Origin of the sequence: Longispora albida DSM 44784, assembly GCF_000379825.1 — a bacterium.
Taxonomy (GTDB): domain Bacteria; phylum Actinomycetota; class Actinomycetes; order Mycobacteriales; family Micromonosporaceae; genus Longispora; species Longispora albida.
The window spans coordinates 1-16422 of the sequence record NZ_KB903815.1 but is presented as its reverse complement, the minus strand read 5'-3'; the positions used below and the strand labels follow the sequence as shown (position 1 = coordinate 16422).

Annotated in this window: 16 protein-coding genes; 13 read left to right on the top strand and 3 right to left on the bottom strand. The window is 70.1% G+C overall.

The window, feature by feature from the left end; translation table 11 throughout:
• The first annotated feature begins 60 nt into the window (after nucleotides 1-60).
• Nucleotides 61-813 (top strand): peptidylprolyl isomerase, encoded by a 753-nt coding sequence (locus A3G1_RS33860; RefSeq protein ID WP_083936817.1) that lies wholly within the window; start codon nucleotides 61-63, stop codon nucleotides 811-813.
• Here the strand turns inward: A3G1_RS33860 and A3G1_RS0108255 are convergent.
• Complete coding sequence (locus A3G1_RS0108255; RefSeq protein ID WP_018349005.1) at nucleotides 810-2330, bottom strand: CCA tRNA nucleotidyltransferase; 1521 nt, start codon at nucleotides 2328-2330, stop codon at nucleotides 810-812. The genes A3G1_RS33860 and A3G1_RS0108255 overlap by 4 nt on opposite strands.
• Before the next feature lie 109 nt (nucleotides 2331-2439).
• Here A3G1_RS0108255 and murJ point away from each other — a divergent pair, with 109 nt between their 5' ends.
• Nucleotides 2440-4131 (top strand): murein biosynthesis integral membrane protein MurJ, encoded by a 1692-nt coding sequence (gene murJ / locus A3G1_RS33855; protein WP_051110477.1) that lies wholly within the window; start codon nucleotides 2440-2442, stop codon nucleotides 4129-4131.
• A 24-nt stretch (nucleotides 4132-4155) separates the two neighbouring features.
• Here murJ and A3G1_RS0108245 read toward each other — a convergent pair whose 3' ends face one another.
• The gene (locus tag A3G1_RS0108245) at nucleotides 4156-5673 is read right to left on the bottom strand and encodes a helicase HerA-like domain-containing protein (RefSeq protein ID WP_018349003.1); all 1518 of its coding nucleotides are present in this window, start codon (nucleotides 5671-5673) and stop codon (nucleotides 4156-4158) included.
• Between the two features lie 154 nt (nucleotides 5674-5827).
• Here A3G1_RS0108245 and A3G1_RS33850 point away from each other — a divergent pair, with 154 nt between their 5' ends.
• The 8 genes from A3G1_RS33850 to A3G1_RS0108205 all read left to right on the top strand — a co-directional run bounded on the left by A3G1_RS33850 (nucleotide 5828) and on the right by A3G1_RS0108205 (nucleotide 12490).
• Nucleotides 5828-7480, top strand: coding sequence for a protein kinase family protein (locus tag A3G1_RS33850; protein ID WP_018349002.1), 1653 nt, complete (start codon nucleotides 5828-5830; stop codon nucleotides 7478-7480).
• Nucleotides 7481-7572: 92 nt separating this feature from the next.
• Nucleotides 7573-8121: an RNA polymerase sigma factor SigM gene (sigM, locus tag A3G1_RS0108235; RefSeq protein ID WP_018349001.1), complete on the top strand. Its 549-nt coding sequence runs from the start codon at nucleotides 7573-7575 to the stop codon at nucleotides 8119-8121.
• On the top strand, nucleotides 8118-8855 hold the full coding sequence (locus tag A3G1_RS0108230) for a hypothetical protein (RefSeq protein WP_018349000.1): 738 nt from the start codon (nucleotides 8118-8120) through the stop codon (nucleotides 8853-8855). Before sigM ends, A3G1_RS0108230 begins: the two co-directional genes overlap by 4 nt.
• 93 nt (nucleotides 8856-8948) lie before the next feature.
• Nucleotides 8949-9878, top strand: coding sequence for a thioredoxin-disulfide reductase (gene trxB / locus A3G1_RS0108225; RefSeq protein ID WP_018348999.1), 930 nt, complete (start codon nucleotides 8949-8951; stop codon nucleotides 9876-9878).
• 4 nt (nucleotides 9879-9882) lie between these two features.
• Nucleotides 9883-10197, top strand: a complete 315-nt coding sequence (gene trxA, locus A3G1_RS0108220) for a thioredoxin (protein WP_018348998.1) — start codon at nucleotides 9883-9885, stop codon at nucleotides 10195-10197.
• Nucleotides 10198-10310: 113 nt separating this feature from the next.
• Complete coding sequence (locus A3G1_RS0108215) at nucleotides 10311-11432, top strand: N-acetylmuramoyl-L-alanine amidase (RefSeq protein WP_026211928.1); 1122 nt, start codon at nucleotides 10311-10313, stop codon at nucleotides 11430-11432.
• Nucleotides 11429-12127: a YaaA family protein gene (locus A3G1_RS0108210; protein ID WP_018348996.1), complete on the top strand. Its 699-nt coding sequence runs from the start codon at nucleotides 11429-11431 to the stop codon at nucleotides 12125-12127. The genes A3G1_RS0108215 and A3G1_RS0108210 overlap by 4 nt, the downstream gene beginning before the upstream one ends.
• 66 nt (nucleotides 12128-12193) lie before the next feature.
• Nucleotides 12194-12490, top strand: a complete 297-nt coding sequence (locus tag A3G1_RS0108205) for a DUF3817 domain-containing protein (protein WP_018348995.1) — start codon at nucleotides 12194-12196, stop codon at nucleotides 12488-12490.
• A gap of 91 nt (nucleotides 12491-12581) precedes the next feature.
• Here A3G1_RS0108205 and A3G1_RS0108200 read toward each other — a convergent pair whose 3' ends face one another.
• Complete coding sequence (locus A3G1_RS0108200) at nucleotides 12582-13208, bottom strand: GNAT family N-acetyltransferase (protein ID WP_026211927.1); 627 nt, start codon at nucleotides 13206-13208, stop codon at nucleotides 12582-12584.
• Between the two features lie 192 nt (nucleotides 13209-13400).
• Between A3G1_RS0108200 and A3G1_RS33845 the strand changes: the two genes are divergently transcribed.
• From A3G1_RS33845 to A3G1_RS0108185, 3 genes are all read left to right on the top strand, one after another.
• Entirely contained in the window at nucleotides 13401-14657 is a 1257-nt protein-coding gene (locus A3G1_RS33845; RefSeq protein ID WP_018348993.1) for an aminotransferase-like domain-containing protein, read from the top strand.
• A 26-nt stretch (nucleotides 14658-14683) separates the two neighbouring features.
• Nucleotides 14684-15634, top strand: coding sequence for a D-alanine--D-alanine ligase family protein (locus A3G1_RS0108190; protein WP_018348992.1), 951 nt, complete (start codon nucleotides 14684-14686; stop codon nucleotides 15632-15634).
• Between the two features lie 141 nt (nucleotides 15635-15775).
• Complete coding sequence (locus A3G1_RS0108185; protein ID WP_157641006.1) at nucleotides 15776-16267, top strand: DUF3592 domain-containing protein; 492 nt, start codon at nucleotides 15776-15778, stop codon at nucleotides 16265-16267.
• The last annotated feature ends 155 nt before the right edge of the window (nucleotides 16268-16422 follow it).

Genomic DNA, 16422 nt, shown 5'->3' with positions numbered 1-16422 from the left:
GGTAGCTGGCTGCCCAGTCAGGGCTCGCGCGCCACCCCGGGACAGTGAAGAATCTGGGCCATGCAGCCGTATGCCCCTCCGCCGCCGCCCCGGAAAAACCTGGCCGTGCCGCTCGCCTTCACGTTCGCCGCGGGTGTGGTGTGCACGCTGGTGCTGGTCGTCGCGGTCGTTTTCGTGTGGAACGCACGAGATGGCCTGCCCAAGACCACCGGCAACGGACAGCAGATCTCGTCAGCGCCCACCGGAAACGGTGGCTGCGAATGGCGGACAGTCGTCACCCAGTCCGGCAGGAAGGCAACCCAGCCCCAGGCCGTTGAGGCGCGGGTGATGACCGCTTCCATCGGCACGAATCTGGGCACCATCACCATTTCTTTGTACGGGGACCGCGCACCGTGCACAGTGGCCTCGTTCCGCAGCCTGTCGCAGCAGGGTTACTACAACGGGGTGGCCTGCCACCGGGTCACCACCGACGCGACGATGGCGATGGTCCAGTGTGGTGACCCGGCCGGCGACGGCAGGGGCGGCCCCGGCTACGAGTACAACGACGAGAACCTGCCCTCCGGCACCGACCGGCCGTACCCGCGCGGAATCCTCGCGATGGCCAACAGCGGGCCGAACACCAACGGCTCGCAGTTCTTCATCCTCCAGGCCGACGCGACAGCACTCGGGCCGAACTACACCGTCTTCGGCGAGGTCACCAACGGGATGTCCATCGTGGACAAGGTGATCGAGGGCGGGCACGACAACAGCAGCGCGGGCGGGGGCGGCAAGCCGAAGGAACAGCTGGCCTTCACGACCGTGGTGGTCCCCTAAGCGGAGAGGCCCTGGTCCTTGGCCCAGGCGCGCAGCTCGGCCTCCGCCTCGTCCCGGTCCAGCGGGCCGCGTTCGAGGCGGAGTTCCTTGAGGTGACGCCAGGCCCGCCCGACCAGCGGGCCGGGCGGCAGCCCGAGCAGCTCCATGATCGCGTTGCCGTCGAGGTCCGGCCGCACCCGGGCCAGGTCCTCCTCGGCGGCGATCCGGGCGATCCGCTCCTCGAGCATGTCGTAGGTCGACGACAGCTGCGCCGCCTTCCGCCTGTTCCGGGTCGTGCAGTCCGAGCGGACGAGCTTGTGCAGGCGGGGCAGCAGCTCGCCGGCGTCGGTCACGTACCGGCGGACCGCCGAGTCCGTCCACTCGCCCCGGCCGTAGCCGTAGAACCGCAGGTGCAGGAAGACGAGCTGGTTGACGGCCGCGATGACGTCCTTCGGGTACTTCATCGCCTTCAGCCGGGAGCGGGTCATCCGGGCGCCGACCACCTCGTGGTGGTGGAAGGACACCCGCCCGTCGCCCTCGATGGCCTTGGTGTCGGGCTTGCCGATGTCGTGCAGCAGCGCGGCGAGCCGCAGGATCAGGTCCGGCCCGTCCTCTTCGAGCGCGACGGCGTTGCTGACGACGGTCAGCGTGTGCTCGTAGACGTCCTTGTGCTGGGCGTGCTCGTCGATCGCCATCCGCAGCCCCGGCAGCTCCGGCATGAACCGCTCGGCCAGGCCGGTGCCGACCAGCAGCCGCAGCCCGGCGATCGGGTCGGCCCCGCAGAGCAGCTTGCTGAACTCGTCACGGATCCGCTCGGCGGTGATCCGGTCGAGGTCGGTGGCCATCCGGGTCATCGCGTCCCTGACCTCCGGCGCCACCGCGAACCGCAGCTGCGCGGCGAACCGGGCGGCGCGCAGCATCCGCAGCGGGTCGTCGCCGAAGGACAGCTCCGGCGCGCCCGGCGTCCGGATCACCTTCGCCGCCAGGTCACCGAGCCCGTCGAACAGGTCGGTGAACTCGTGGCCGGGCACGGACACGGCCATCGCGTTGATCGTGAAGTCCCGGCGCATCAGGTCGTCGGCGAGCGTGGTGCCGTACTGGACCTGCGGGTTACGGCTGACCCCGTCGTACGATTCGGCACGGTATGTCGTGATCTCCACGCGGAAGCCGTGCTTGCTCGCGCCGATCGTCCCGAACTCGCGGCCCGTCTCCCATATCGACTCGGCCCAGCCCCTGAGCAGGCCGATCGTCTGCTCCGGGTGCGCGTCGGTCGCGAAGTCGAGGTCATCGCCGAGCCTGCCGAGCAGCGCGTCACGCACCGACCCGCCCACCAGGTGCAGCTCGTGCCCTGCGCCGGCGAATCTGCGGCCCAGGTCGTCGGCCACAGGTGAGATCCGCAGCAGCTCGGCTACTGCGGACTTCTGCGCCTCGGTGAGCTGCTGGGCCTCGGCGTTCTTCTGGGCTTCCGTGAACTCCTGGGCCCGGGTGAACTCCTGGGTCCCGGTGAGCTCGCGGTCGCCGGCGCGGTTCTCAGACATGGTTGGTCCAGGGTAGTCCGGGTGATCCTGGTACCGGGCCCCTGGGTGCGGCTGCTCTCCCGGCTGGGCGGACGTCCACCGGACGCCGCAACGGGCTAGGGTCGGTGACATGAGGCAGCCGGACCCCGACGCTACTGTGATCCTGCCGGTGGTACCGGAGGCCGACCCCGACGCGACGCAGCTCCTGCCGACCGTCCCCGCCGCACCCAGGGCGCAGGAGAAGAGCATCGGCCGGTCGAGTGCCGCGATGGCGCTGGGCAGCCTCGTCAGCCGGGCGACCGGGTTCCTCCGCACCATGCTGATCACGGCGGCGCTCGGTAGCGCCGTCGGTAACGCGTACACGAACGCGACCCTCTTCCCCGGCATGGTCTACGAGCTGCTGCTCGGCGGCGTGCTGTCCAGCGTGCTCGTGCCACTGATCATCCGGGCCCGCGACTCCGACGACGACCGGGGCGAGGCGTACACGCAGCGGCTGCTGACCGGCTCTGTCCTGTTCCTGGCCGCCGCGACCGTGCTGGCCGTCGCGTGTGCCCCGCTGCTGGCCCGGGCGGTCGCCGACCCGGCCAACGTGGAGCTGACGACCCGCTGGGCGTACCTGATCCTGCCCACGATCTTCTTCTACGGCCTGGCCGCCCTGTTCGCCGCCGTGCTGAACACGCGCGGCAGCTTCGCGGCGCCGATGTGGGCGCCGATCCTGAACAACCTGGTCATCTGCCTGGCTGCCACCCTGGTGATCGTCCTGCTGAACAGCAAGCCGACCCTCATCGACGTACCGGACTGGGTCGTCCTGGTGCTCGGCCTCGGCACCGCGCTCGGCATCGTCGTCCAGGCCGTCTCGCTGATCCCCGCGCTGCGCAAGGTCGGGTTCAGGTGGCGCTGGCGGTTCGACCTGCGGGCGCTCCGGCTGCGCGAGATCGGCAGGCTGGGCGGCTGGATGGTCTGCTACGTGCTGGTCAGCCAGATCGGCGTGATCGTGGTCAACAAGCTGGCCAACTTCTCCGGTGCGCAGGGTGAGGCCGGCAGCCTGATCTACAACAACGTGTACCTGCTGATGATGATGGCCCACGGGATCATCGCGGTGTCGATCCTGACCGCCCTCATGCCCCGGATGAGCACCTCTGCAGCCGCCGGCCGGTACGCGGACGTGGCCGCCGACCTCTCCCGGGGCACCCGCCTCGTGATCGTCATGCTCGCCCCGGTCTCCGTCCTGTACCTCGTGCTGAACGTGCCGATCGCCATCACGCTGTTCAAGCTGAACAACTTCACCACCTCCGACGCTCTCGCGACCGGCGTGGTGATGGCCGGCGCGGCGTTCGCGCTGATCCCGTTCGCGGTCAGCCAGCTCCAGACCTTCGCCTTCTACGCCATGCCGGACACCCGGACGCCCGCCCTGATCAACATCCCGGTCGTGGCGGTGCGCTGCCTGGTCAGCATCGGTTTCAAGGTGCTGCTGCCGGTCGGCATCCTCGGTTTCGGCCTCATGATCGGCAACGCGGTGTCGTTCCTGCTCGCTGCGGCGCTGTGCGGCTGGCTGCTGCGCAAGCGCCTCGGCCCGCTCGGCTCCCGCGACATCGCCATCACCTCCGGCAAGGTCCTCGCCGCCGCCGTCGCCGCAGCGATCCCCGGGTTCCTGCTGGTCTTCCTCATGGACCCGGCCGACGGCGGCAAGCTCTACAACATCCTGGTCCTGGCCCTGGGTGGTGCGGTGATCGGCGGCGTGTACCTGGCAGTCGCCCACGTCCTGCGCATCACGGAGGTCACCGAGGCGATCGGCATGGTCCGCCGCAAGCTGGGCCGCTGAGCAACCGGTACTCGTACCTGTTCCTCAGCGGCGGCGCTTGGCCGTGCCGAAGATCGAGCGGGTGATCTCCCTGCCGATCGTCGACGCCGCCGAGCGCAGGAAGCTCTTCACCGCGCTCGATCCCATCACCTGCTCGACCATGCCCGGCTCTGGCTTCGGCTCACGCTTTGGCTTGTCCTCAGTGGAGGGTGCCGGGGTCGTGACGCGGGCGGCGAGCTTCTCGTAGGCGGACTCGCGGTCGATCGGCTCCGCGTACTTCGGGTACAGCGGCGAACCCTTCACTGTGGACTCCAGCGTCTCGGCCGGGGCCGGGGCCATCAGCGACTGCGGAGCGCGGAGTTTCGTCCACGCGACCGGGGTCGGCGCGCCCTTCTCGGAGAGGACGGTGACGACGGCCTCCCCGGTACCGAGAGTGGTCAGCACCTCCGCCAGGTCGTACTCCGACTTGGGGAACGTCGACACGGTGGCCTTGAGCGCCTTGGCGTCCTCGGGCGTGTAGGCGCGCAGCGCGTGCTGGACGCGGTTGCCGAGCTGGGCGAGGACGTCGGCCGGTACATCCTTGGGAGTCTGGGTCACGAAGAAGATCCCGACACCCTTGGAGCGGATCAGCCGGACGGTCTGCGTGATCGACTCCAGGAAGGCCTTCGAGGCGTCCTTGAACAGCAGGTGCGCCTCGTCGAAGAAGAACACCAGCTTGGGCTTTTCCGGGTCCCCGACCTCGGGCAGCGTCTCGAACAGGTCGGCGACCAGCCACATCAGGAACGTCGAGAACAGCGCGGGCTGCGTGATCACGCCGGGCAGTTCGAGGATCGACACCAGGCCACGGCCGTCGGGCGCGGTGCGCAGCAGGTCGGCCGTCTCGAACTCCGGTTCGCCGAAGAACTGGTCAGCGCCCTTGTCCGCGAAGCCGATCAGCTCGCGGAGCAGCACACCGGCGGTCTGCTTGGACAGGCCACCGAGTTCCTTGAGCGCCGCGCCGCCCTCCTCGCCGGTCAGGTACTGGATGACGGCCCTCAGGTCCTTGAGATCGAGGAGCGGCAGGCCGTTCTTGTCGGCGAAATGAAAGATCAGATTCAGGCTGGATTCCTGTACCTCGCTGAGCCCCAGCACCTTCGCCAGCAGCGTCGGCCCGAAAGCCGTGAGCGTGGCCCGCACCGGGATGCCGGTGCCCTGCCCGCCGAGCGCGTAGAACTCGCACGGGTACCCGGCCGGCTGCCAGTCCTGCCCGATCTCGGCCGCCCGCGCGGTGAGTTTGTCGTTCGTCTCCCCGGGTACAGCCATACCGGAGACGTCTCCCTTGATGTCGGCCAGGAAGACGGGCACACCGGCAGCCGAGAGCTGTTCGGCGATCAGCTGGAGGGTTTTCGTCTTGCCCGTACCGGTCGCCCCGGCCACCAGCCCGTGCCGGTTCAGGACGGCCAGCGGGATCCTGACCTGCGCTGTCGGAACCCCGACTCCGCCGTCCACCAGGGCACCCAGGTCCAGAGTGGGGGTACCGAAGGTGTAGCCGGCGGTGACTTTGTCCACGAGTTCCCCAGTCATGGCCTAAATCCTAGTGATTTGCACCGAATGTCATGGGAGTTAGCGGACATCGATCAACGTCTAAGAACAGATTGCGGCAGACAGGTAAGGTCTGTTTGCTGGCGACCGCATAGGCTGTTGTTGTCCAGCTGGCTGACATCGGAGGGAGCGACGGGTGGCCAAGGTTGACGAGGGTCACGAGAGCCCGGCCGGCGAGAACGCCGGCCCGCTCACGGCCGATCCTTCCGAGGCCCTGGTGGACTCGGCTCCCGAGGCCACGGCCGGTGACCCCGAGGGCGCCGGCGAGCCGGTGAGCGACCTGGGCGCCGAGCTGGTCGCCGGGCTCGACGAGATCACCGCGCCCGGGGAAGAGGCCACCGCCGTCGCGGGGCAGAGCGTGGTCGGCGAGGTGCTCGCCGACCGGTACAAGCTCGAAGAGCACATCAACGACGATCCCGCAGGCCGCCAGATCTGGCGGGGGACGGACATCGTGCTGCGCAGGGCCGTCGCGATGGTCCTGCGGCACCCGGGTGGCGACGCCGCCCTGGAGATGCTCTCCGCCGCCGTGACCGCCAGCCGGGTCGTGCACCCCAACCTCGCCGGCGTCTACGACGCCGTGGACGAGGGCGACCGGGCCTACGTGGTCCGGGAGTGGGTCGACGGCCAGTCGCTCCGCCAGCTCCTCGCTGACACGCCACTGGAGCCGCGCCGGGCCGCGATGGTCACGCACGCCATCGCCGACGCCTGCGCGGCGATCCACGAGACCGGTGTCGCCCACGGCAACCTCCACCCCGGCACGGTCCTGATCGGCGACGAGGGCCGGGTCGTGCTCGCCGACGCCCGGGTCACCGACGCCACCTCCCAGGAGCAGGACGTCCGCGCGCTGGGCGCCATCCTCTACTCCGCTCTGACCGGGCACTGGCCGCACGAGTTCGAGGGCGCGAAGCTGCTGCCGGACGCGCTGCGGGTCGACGGCGGCAAGGTCGCCTCCCCGCGCCAGATCCGGGCAGGCGTGCCCGCAGACCTCGACGAGCTGTGCATGCGGCTGCTCGACGACGCCGCCGACGAGAAGCTCCCGGCCGCGGCCGACGTCGCGGCGGAGCTCAGCCGGTTCGGCCCCGCCCCGCTCGACTCGCTGCTCGGCCCGGACAACCCGGTCCGCTTCCCCCGGGTCTCCCCGGCTGCGGTCCGCTCCCGCCGGATCAAGGCCCGCTGGGGCCTGGCCCTGGCAGGCCTGCTGGTCCTCGGCCTGACCGCGTCCCTGGTCGCGATCGCCTGGCCGTCGGCCAAGGAGGAGCCGGTCCAGCCGCAGGCCCAGGCGACCACGCCGAAGACCGCGCCCAGCACCGCACCCACCGTGCTGAAGCTGACTGCGAACCAGGTCAGGATCGTCGACCCGCCCAACGGCGCCCGCGACGAGCTGGAAGGCTCGGAGAAGACCGTCGACGGCAAGCTGGAGACCGGCTGGAAGTCCAGCTGGTATTCGCCGCCGGCCGAGTTCGGCAACATCAAGAAGGGCATGGGCCTGCTGATCAACCTCGGCAAGCCGACGAATGTCAGCTCGGTCGAGGTGCAGTTCGACGCGCCGGGCGCGACGGTCTCGCTCCGGGGCGGCACCGAGGACCCGGGCAGCACCACCGAGGGCGACAGCAAGATCGCCACCGGGTATGCCGACATCGACGGGCCGAAGACGAACGTGCCGGCCCGGGTGCTGTTCAACGGCAAGGAACAGGTGCAGTACCTGCTGATCTGGGTCACCACGCTGCCGTCCATCCCCGGCGGCAAGTACCAGATCGGTGTCCAGGAAGTCACCGTCCGGGTCACGTGACCCGGTTCACGGTATCGGCGGAGTAGGGTGACGCTCGTTCAGCCCAGGCCCATGCCAATGTCTCGGCCTGACCTCCGGGAGGTGAGCGGATCGTGCGCAGCGACGCCGAGCTGCTGACCGCCCACGCGGACGGCGACAAGGGTGCCTTCGCCGAGCTGGTCCGCAGGCACCAGAGCCGCCTGTGGGCCGTGGCGCTGCGGACCCTGGGGGACAGGGAAGAAGCCGCCGACGCGCTCCAGGACGCGCTGCTGTCGGCGTACCGCAACGCGGACAAGTTCCGTGGCGAGGCAGCCGTGACCACGTGGCTGCACCGGATCGTGGTGAACGCGTGCCTCGACCGCGTACGCCGCAAACAGGCCCGCCCGACCGTCCCCCTGCCCGAGTCCGGCCCCGGCGAGCCGGCCGTCGACACCGACCGGGACACCCCGATGCTGGTCAGAGCCGCGTTGCAGGAGCTGCCGGCCGAGCAGCGTGCCGCACTGATCCTGATCGACGTGCAAGGCTTCAGTGTGGCTGACGCGGCGGAAGTGCTCGGTGTGGCGGAGGGGACCGTGAAGAGCCGGTGTGCCCGTGGCCGGGCGAAACTCGCCGTGCTCCTCGGTCACCTGCGGAACCCATCGCTGCTGGACGACGTCTCATGAACATGTACGACTCGCTGGCCGACTACGCGGGCGGAGCCCTCGACGGCACCCCGGAGGGTGCTGCCGTCGCCGCCCGGATCGCGTCGGACCCGGCCTGGCGGGCGGCGTACGAGGAGCTGACCGGCGCTCTGACCCTGGTCCAGGCGGATCTGGCCGTGCTGGCCGCGCAGCCGGACGAGCCGCCACGAGACTTCGCCGCACCGTTCGAGCCGCCTGCGCTGCCTCAGACGCGCAGGAAGTCGCAGTGGGCACTGGCCGGCGGGTCACTGGCTGTGGTCCTGCTCGCGCTGGCCGGCGGTACGTTCCTGCTGACCGGCAGCGACTCGTCCTCGACGACGCGCGGCATGTCCGCGGACAACGGCGACGCCCCGGCTGGCGCGGCCCCGCAGTCCTACGCCGAACGGATCCGGGTCACCGCCAGCGGCAAGGACTACCAGCGCGGCCCGGCCCTCGGCGCGGCGAAGAGCACGGACACGCCCAAGAGCACCAGCCGGGGTGAGGCCGAGGAGCAGAGCGCGGTGGCGGAGCTGAGCAGGCTGCGCGACAAGCCGGCGCTCGACCGGTGCCTGGCCCAGGTGCAGCGCAGGCACGGCGTCGTACCGGAGGCCGCTGACTACGCCCGGTTCGAGGGCCGTCCGGCCGTGATCCTCACGTTCAGTGGTTCCACCGGCATCGTCGTGGTCGGGCCGTCCTGCGGGCTGTCGGGCCCCGATGAGATATACAGCTCACGCTGAGCGGTTTCGGGAATCCAGACTCCGTACGATGGCGTTGCGCCGTAGGGCTTTCCCAAGCACCCGGCCGTGCACGCTGACCGAGGAGACTGTGACGTGGAAGTACGCAAGCTGATCATCGTCGGCTCCGGCCCGGCCGGCTACACGGCCGCGGTGTACGCGAGCCGGGCCAGCCTGAACCCGCTGGTCATCGAGGGCGCCCAGTCGGGTGGCGCGCTGATGACCACCACCGAGGTGGAGAACTTCCCCGGGTTCCCCGAGGGCATCATGGGCCCGGACCTGATGGACAACATGCGTAAGCAGGCCGAGCGCTTCGGCGCGGAGTTCATCACCGACGACGCCACCCGGGTCTCGCTGGACGGCCCGGTGAAGAGCGTCTGGATCGGTGAGAAGGAGTACCGCGCCCACGCCGTGATCATCTCGACCGGTTCCGCCTGGCGCCCGCTGGGCGTGCCTGGTGAGCAGGAGCTGCTCGGGCATGGCGTGTCGAGCTGCGCGACCTGTGACGGCTTCTTCTTCCGTGGTCAGAACATCGCGGTCGTCGGCGGCGGCGACACGGCGATGGAGGAGGCGACCTTCCTCACCAAGTTCGCCGACACGGTCACGATCGTGCACCGCCGGGGCGAGTTCCGGGCGAGCAAGGTGATGGCCGAGCGTGCCCTGGCCAACCCGAAGATCAAGGTCCTGTGGAACACGGTGGTCACCGAGGTCACCGGCGAGGGCAAGGTGTCCGGGCTGAAGCTCGCCGACACCGTGACCGGCGCCGAGAGCACCCTCGACGTGACGGGCCTGTTCATCGCGATCGGCCACGACCCGCGGACCGAGCTGGTCAAGGGACAGCTGGAGCTCGACGAGGAGGGCTACGTGAAGGTGGCCGCCCCGAGCACCCGGACCAACCTGGAGGGCGTCTTCGCCGCTGGCGACGTCGTCGACCACACCTACCGCCAGGCCATCACCGCAGCCGGTACCGGCTGTGCAGCTGCGCTCGACGCCGAGCGCTTCCTCGCTCACGTGACAGGAGAGTAAGAATATGAAGGCTGTGACCGACGCGAGCTTCGCTGAGGACGTCCTGCTGTCGAAGAAGCCCGTGCTGGTGGACTTCTGGGCCGAGTGGTGCGCGCCGTGCAAGAAGGTGTCGCCCGTGCTGGCCGAGCTGGCCCAGGAGCTCGGTGACAAGATCGAGATCGTGAAGCTGGACATCGACGCCAACCCGGCGATCGCGCGCGACTACAAGATCATGTCTGCGCCGACGCTGACCATCTTCAAGGGTGGCCAGGCTGTGCAGTCGATGATCGGCGCGCACCCGAAGAGCAAGATCGCCGCGTTCATCGAGAGCTCGATCTAGGTTTCTTCCTTCTGTGAAAAGGCCCGCCCGGTGCGGGCCTTTTCGCTTTCTCCTGCCCGGGCCGGGTCCGGTGTTGGACGGCGGGCACAAAATGGGTCCACTAGCATCGGGGGATGCGGGCAATTCGGGTTGGAGCGCACGGCCCTGCGGTGGCTGAGATCCGGGCGATCCTGGAGCAGCTCGCGCTGCACGTTCCGGGTGAGGTCTTCGACTCCGGTACGGAGCTCGCCGTCCGCGCCTTCCAGCAGTCCCGCGGCCTGACGGCCGACGGCGCCGTGGGCGACGAGACGTGGCGAGCGCTGGTCGCGGCCAGGTGGAAGCTCGGCGACCGCCTGCTGTACCTGACGTTCCCCGAGCCGCTCGCCGGTGACGACGTCCGGCAGTTGCAGGAGCGGCTGCTGGAGATGGGGTACGACCCGGGCCGGCCGGACGGGCTGTTCGGCCAGCGGTCGTCGCGGGCCCTCGCCCAGTTCCAGCGGGAGGTCGGCCTGTCGCCCGACGGCTCGTGTGGTCCGTCCACGATGGCCGCTCTGCGGCGCCTGGGCCGGAAGGTGGTGGGCGGGCGGCCGCAGTTCCTCCGGGAGTCGGCGACGTTGTACACGGCTGGCCCGGCGCTGGTCGGCAAGCGGATCATCATCGACCCGGGGCACGGCGGGACCGACCGTGGTGTCACAGTGGACGGTACGGACGAGGCGGCTCTCGTCTTCGATATCGCCAGCCGCCTGGAGGGCCGCCTGGCAGCCGCCGGCGTGGCCGTGCACCTGACGCGCGGCCCGGACAACGGGTTCTCCGACGCCGAGCGGGCAGCCCTCGCCAACGATCTCAACGGGGACCTGCTGGTCTCCCTGCACCTCGACGGCAACCCGAATCCGGAAGCGCAGGGCGTCGCCGCCTACCACTACGGCGGCGAGAACGCGGTGACCTCCACGGCCGGCGAGCGCTTCGCCGGGCTGGTGCAGCGGGAGCTCGTGGTGCGGACGGGGCTGGCCGACTGCCGGGTACACGCGAAGACCTGGGAGTTGCTGCGCAGGACCCGGATGCCGGCTGTCCGGGTCGAGACGGGCTATCTGACCTCGCCGGACGACCGGGCGAAGCTGGTCGATCCGGCTTTCCGTGACCGCATGGTCGACGCGCTCCTCGCCGCGATCCAGCGGATGTACTTCTCCGTCGAGTCCGACGTCGCCACCGGCACCTTCGACGTGTCGACCCTGCGCGCGGCCCTGGCGGCCCGGTGAGGATCCTGCTGCCGCCGAGCGAGACGAAGGCTCCCGGCGGGTCCGGCGAGCCGCTCGGCCCGTTGTCCTTCCCCGAGCTGGCCCCGGTCCGCCAGCGCCTGGTCGAAGCGCTGACCGCCCTGCCGCCCGAGGAGGCGCGCGCGGCCCTGGGCCTGAGCGACAAACAAGATCAGGAACTCAAGCACAATCTGGTACTCCGCTCAGCCGCCACCACCCCGGCCATCGACCGCTACACCGGCGTCCTCTACGACGCCCTGGAGGCCGCGACGCTGCCCGTGGAGGCCCGAGGGTGCCTGCTGGTCGGTTCGGCGCTGTTCGGGCTGCTGGGGGCCGAGGACATGATCCCGCCGTACCGGCTGTCCGGCGGCTCCCGCCTCCCCGGCGTCGGCGGCCTCGCCCCGCTCTGGAAACCGGTACTCGGCCCGGTGCTCCGCGCACTGCCCGGCCTGGTGATCGACATGCGCTCGGGTGCCTACTCGGCACTGGCCCCGCTGCCGGGCGCGGTCACCGTCCGCGTCGTCACGGCCGAGGGCAAGGTCGTCTCCCACTTCAACAAGGCCACCAAGGGCCGCCTCGCCCGCGTACTCGCGCTGGAGCCGGCCGAGGACCTCGCCGGAGTGCTCGCCGTCGCCGAGGCCGCCGGCTTCACAGCCCGCCAGACCGGCCCGGCCGCCCTTGAGGTCGTACACACCTAGAAGCAGCGATCCCGGCGTCTTCTACACTCTGTCGAAGACGTTAGCCCCGCCCTGTGGAGGATCGCCGTGCTCGCACCCGGCAAGCTGTTCCGGATCGCCGCCATCGCCGAGGCCTGCTCCTGGGCCGGCCTGCTCGTCGGCATGTTCTTCAAGTACGTCGTCGTGCACAACGAGCTCGGCGTGAAGATCTTCGGGCCGATCCACGGCGTGCTGTTCGTCGTCTACGGCGTCTCGGTCATCCTCGCCGCCCGCGCCTACCGCTGGGATCCGCGCACCATCGCCCTGGGCCTGGCCGCGTCGATCCCGCCCCTGGCCACCATCTGGTTCGAACGCCGGGTCACCCGGGCCCTGGCCACGGCCTGATCCAGCCAACGACAACGGGAAGGGCCTGGGGCCTGTCCGGTAGATCTTGTAGTGCCGGGAAGAAGATGCGTACCGCCGCGCGCGGGCAAGCTCAGGTGTAGCTGGCCGGCTTGAGCACCTGATCCGGGCTCATCGTGCCGAGCAGCTTCTCCAGCGCGTACTCCACGTCGGACTTCCAGCCCAGCGCGGTCCGCAGCTCCAGCCGCAGCCGGGGCCACCTCGGGTGCGGCCGGACAGTCTTGAAGCCGACCGACAGGTAGAAGTCCACCGGGGCCACGCAGGCCGGCTCCTCCCACTTGGCGTCGGCGAAGGCCTCGATCGCCTTCACCCCGCGCTTGGTCAGCTCGCGCGCCACGCCCTGCACCAGCATCCGGCCCAGCCCGGTCTGGCTGAACGACGGCACGACGTGCGCGGTCATCAGCAGCACGGCGTCCGGGGACACCGGCGAGGTCGGGAAGGCCATCGAACGCGGCACGTAGGCCGGCGGCGCGTACGTCACGAAGCCTGCGGGCATGCCGTCCACGTAGGCGAGCTTGCCGCACGAGCCCCACTCCAGCAGGGTCTGCGAGATCCAGGCTTCCTTGGCCAGCTCAGCCGTGCCGTTCGCACAGGCCCGCTCGCCGGCCACCGGATCGAGTTCCCAGTGCACGCAGGCACGACACCTCCGAGGGAGTTCCTCGAGGGTGTCGAGAGTCAGGCTGACCAGTCTGCGAGACACAGGTACAAGCTTAGGCCGCGGTGAGCCGAACAGCCGATAGTTGACACGATTCGGCCGACCCCCGCCTCCGCCGATCTCCTACCGGGGTACGGATCACACCCGTCAGTAGACTGAGGCGATCCAGGCGCGCCAAGCTGGGTCGACGCAGCCCCAGCCGGGACGCTCAGCGCTCTCACGGTTCGGAGGCTCCGTGTGACCGGTACGACGCTCGACGACTACACCGATCGGTATGCCCAGCGAGTACGCGGCATGACCGCCTCCGAGATCCGGGCACTCTTCGCCGTCGCCAGCCGCCCCGAGGTCGTGAGCCTGGCCGGCGGCTCCCCGTTCGTGTCGGCCCTGCCGCTGGACGCGGTCGGCGAGATGCTGGGCGAGCTGATCGCAAAGCAGGGCGCCTCGGCTCTCCAGTACTGCGTGGGCCAGGGCGACCCGGCACTGCGCGAGATCATCTGCCAGATCATGGCGCTGGAGGGCATCGACGCCCAGTGCGGCGCCTCCCCGGACGACGTCGTGGTGACCACCGGCGCGCAGCAGGCCCTCGACCTCGTCGCCAGGGTGTTCCTCGATCCCGGTGACGTGGTGCTCGCCGAAGGCCCGTCCTACGTCGGCGCGCTCGGTGTCTTCCAGGCCGCGCAGGCCGACGTCGTGCACGTGCCGATGGACGAGGACGGCCTGATCCCCGAGGCCCTCGAACAGGCGATCGCCGACATGGCCAAGGCCGGCCGCCGGGTCAAGTTCCTCTACACCGTGCCGACCTACCACAACCCGGGTGGCGTGACCCTGCCGGAGAGCCGCCGCGAGCGGATCATCGAGATCTGCGCCGAAGCCGGCTTGTTGATCTTGGAAGACAACCCGTACGGCCTGCTCGGCTTCGACGCCGAGCCGCTGCCTGCCCTGCGGTCGCGGGTGCGCGAGGGCATCATCTACCTCGGTACCTTCTCCAAGACCTTCGCCGCCGGCGTCCGGGTCGGCTGGATCCTCGCCCCGCACGCCGTCCGCGACAAGCTGGTCATGGCCTCCGAGGCGCAGATCCTCTGCCCGAGCATGCTCGCCCAGTCGGCCGTCACCGCGTACTTCACCACCATGCCGTGGCGCGAGCAGCTCAAGAAGTTCCAGGGCGTCTACGCCGAACGCCGCGACGCCGTCCTCACCGCGCTCGACGACTTCATGCCCACCGGCGCGACGTGGACCCGCCCGGCCGGCGGGTTCTACGTCTGGCTGACCCTCCCGGACGGGCTCGACTCCAAGGCCATGGTGCCGCGGGCCATCGCCAACCGCGTCGCCTACGTCCCCGGTAACGGATTCTTCGCCGACGGCACCGGCCGCCAGCACCTCCGCCTGTCCTACTGCTTCCCGCCGCCGGAGCGGATCAGGGAAGGTGTCCGCCGCCTGGCTGGCACGATCGAGGAAGAGCAGGCCCTGCGCGCCACGTTCGGCGTCAGTTCGTGACGCCAGCACATCAGGAGATCACCAGCATGAGTTTCGCCCACGTCCTCGTCCTGGCCGGCGGCCTGTCCTTCGAGCGGGAGGTGTCGCTGCGCTCGGGCCGCCGGGTGCTCGACGCGCTCAAGCTCGCCGGGCTCGACGCCGAGCAGCGGGACGCAGACACCACCCTCCTGCCGCTGCTGCTGGCCACCCCGCCGGACGCCGTGCTCATCTCCCTGCACGGCGCGACCGGCGAGGACGGCGCGCTCCGTGGCGTGCTGGAGCTGGCCGGAGTGCCCTACGTCGGCCCCGACGCCCGGGCCGCCCGCCGCGCCTGGGACAAGCCGACCGCGAAGGCCATCCTCCGCGACGCCGGCCAGCCCACCCCGGACTGGATCACCCTGCCGCAGGAAACCTTCTCCGAACTCGGCGCCTCGGCGCTGATGACGCAGATCGTCGAGGAGATGGGCCTGCCGCTGATGGTCAAGCCGGCCCAGGGCGGCTCCGGCCTCGGCGCGCACGTCGTCCGCACGGCCGCCGAGCTGCCGGCCGCGATGGTCGGCTGCTTCGCCTACGGCGGCACGGCGCTCATCGAGCGCTTCGTCACCGGCATCGACGTGGCGGTCACCGTGCTCGACCTCGGCGAGGGGCCGGTCGCGCTGCCCGCCGTCGAGATCGTCCCGGCCGACGGGGTCTACGACTACCAGGCCCGCTACACGGCTGGTGTCACCACGTGGCACGCCCCGGCCCGGCTCAGCCCCGAGGTCAGCGAGCGCGTGGCAGCCCTGGCCGTCGAGGCCCACAAGGCGCTCGGCCTGCGTGACCTGTCCCGGGTCGACCTGATCGTCGACGCTGGCGGGGACGTGCACTTCCTGGAGGCCAATGTCTCCCCCGGCCTGACCGAGACCTCGCTGGTCCCGATGGCGATCGAGGCGGCCGGGCTCGACGTCGGCAAGGTGCTGGGCGACCTGGTCCAGCTCGCGATCGCCCGCAAGAACTAAAACCCTTTTCTGCTCGTACCTCCGGCGGCCATGTTTCACGTGAAACATGGCCGCCGGTGTCATGTGGACTCCACATGGGGCACTCGTCAGGTAGCCGATCATCCACTTCCGCCCGGCCCGCCCGAGTGTCACTGTCGGGCCATGACAGGCACTCGGCACCGGCACAGCACACGGCACCGGTTGATCCGGTGGGCTTTCTGGCTGCTGGCCGCCCTCGTGGTCGGCACCCTGTTGTTCCCGGCCGTGGTCCCCAAAGAAGTGGGCCTGACGGCACTGCTGCTCCTGCTCTCCACCGCTACGGTGAGCTACGGGTACGCGGCATGGAAGGAGTGGCGGCTCCGGCTCTTCGGCTCCTGGGCCGAGGGGCAGATCCTCAGCGTCCGCCGGTCGATCGGCCGGTACGGCCCGGTCTATCGCGGACGGGTCGGCTTCCGTACCAAGAACGGGGAGACCGGCTACGCCGACGGGTACCTCGATCCGGGCGCCCAGGTCGGCGAGCCCTGCCGGGTGCTCTACGACCCCCGGCATCCCGAACGGGCCACCCTGCCCGAGGGCTGGTTCATGCTGTTGTTCAGCACGAGCGTGGTCATCGTCCTGACCACCGTCGTGGTCATCCTCCTCGCCCAGGCCTGAGCTAGCCGGGGTTGGGTGGGCTGACCGCTTCAGCAGGTTCCCTTTGCACTCCGGCCTGGGGGTCGGAGCACAAAGCGAACCGCGGCCAGCCCGCCCAACCCGCGCCCAGGCGCCGTTACTCTCGCGACGCCTGCCGGCGCTTCACGGTCAGCCCG

Coding starts and splice junctions, on each gene's coding strand:
- A3G1_RS33860 (WP_083936817.1), top strand. CDS start 61: ATGCAGCCGTATGCCCCTCCGCCGCCGCCCCGGAAAAACCTGGCCGTG.
- A3G1_RS0108230 (WP_018349000.1), top strand. CDS start 8,118: ATGAACATGTACGACTCGCTGGCCGACTACGCGGGCGGAGCCCTCGAC.
- trxA (WP_018348998.1), top strand. CDS start 9,883: ATGAAGGCTGTGACCGACGCGAGCTTCGCTGAGGACGTCCTGCTGTCG.
- A3G1_RS0108215 (WP_026211928.1), top strand. CDS start 10,311: ATGCGGGCAATTCGGGTTGGAGCGCACGGCCCTGCGGTGGCTGAGATC.
- murJ (WP_051110477.1), top strand. CDS start 2,440: ATGAGGCAGCCGGACCCCGACGCTACTGTGATCCTGCCGGTGGTACCG.
- A3G1_RS0108190 (WP_018348992.1), top strand. CDS start 14,684: ATGAGTTTCGCCCACGTCCTCGTCCTGGCCGGCGGCCTGTCCTTCGAG.
- A3G1_RS0108185 (WP_157641006.1), top strand. CDS start 15,776: ATGACAGGCACTCGGCACCGGCACAGCACACGGCACCGGTTGATCCGG.
- A3G1_RS0108245 (WP_018349003.1), bottom strand. CDS start 5,673: ATGACTGGGGAACTCGTGGACAAAGTCACCGCCGGCTACACCTTCGGT.
- A3G1_RS0108255 (WP_018349005.1), bottom strand. CDS start 2,330: ATGTCTGAGAACCGCGCCGGCGACCGCGAGCTCACCGGGACCCAGGAG.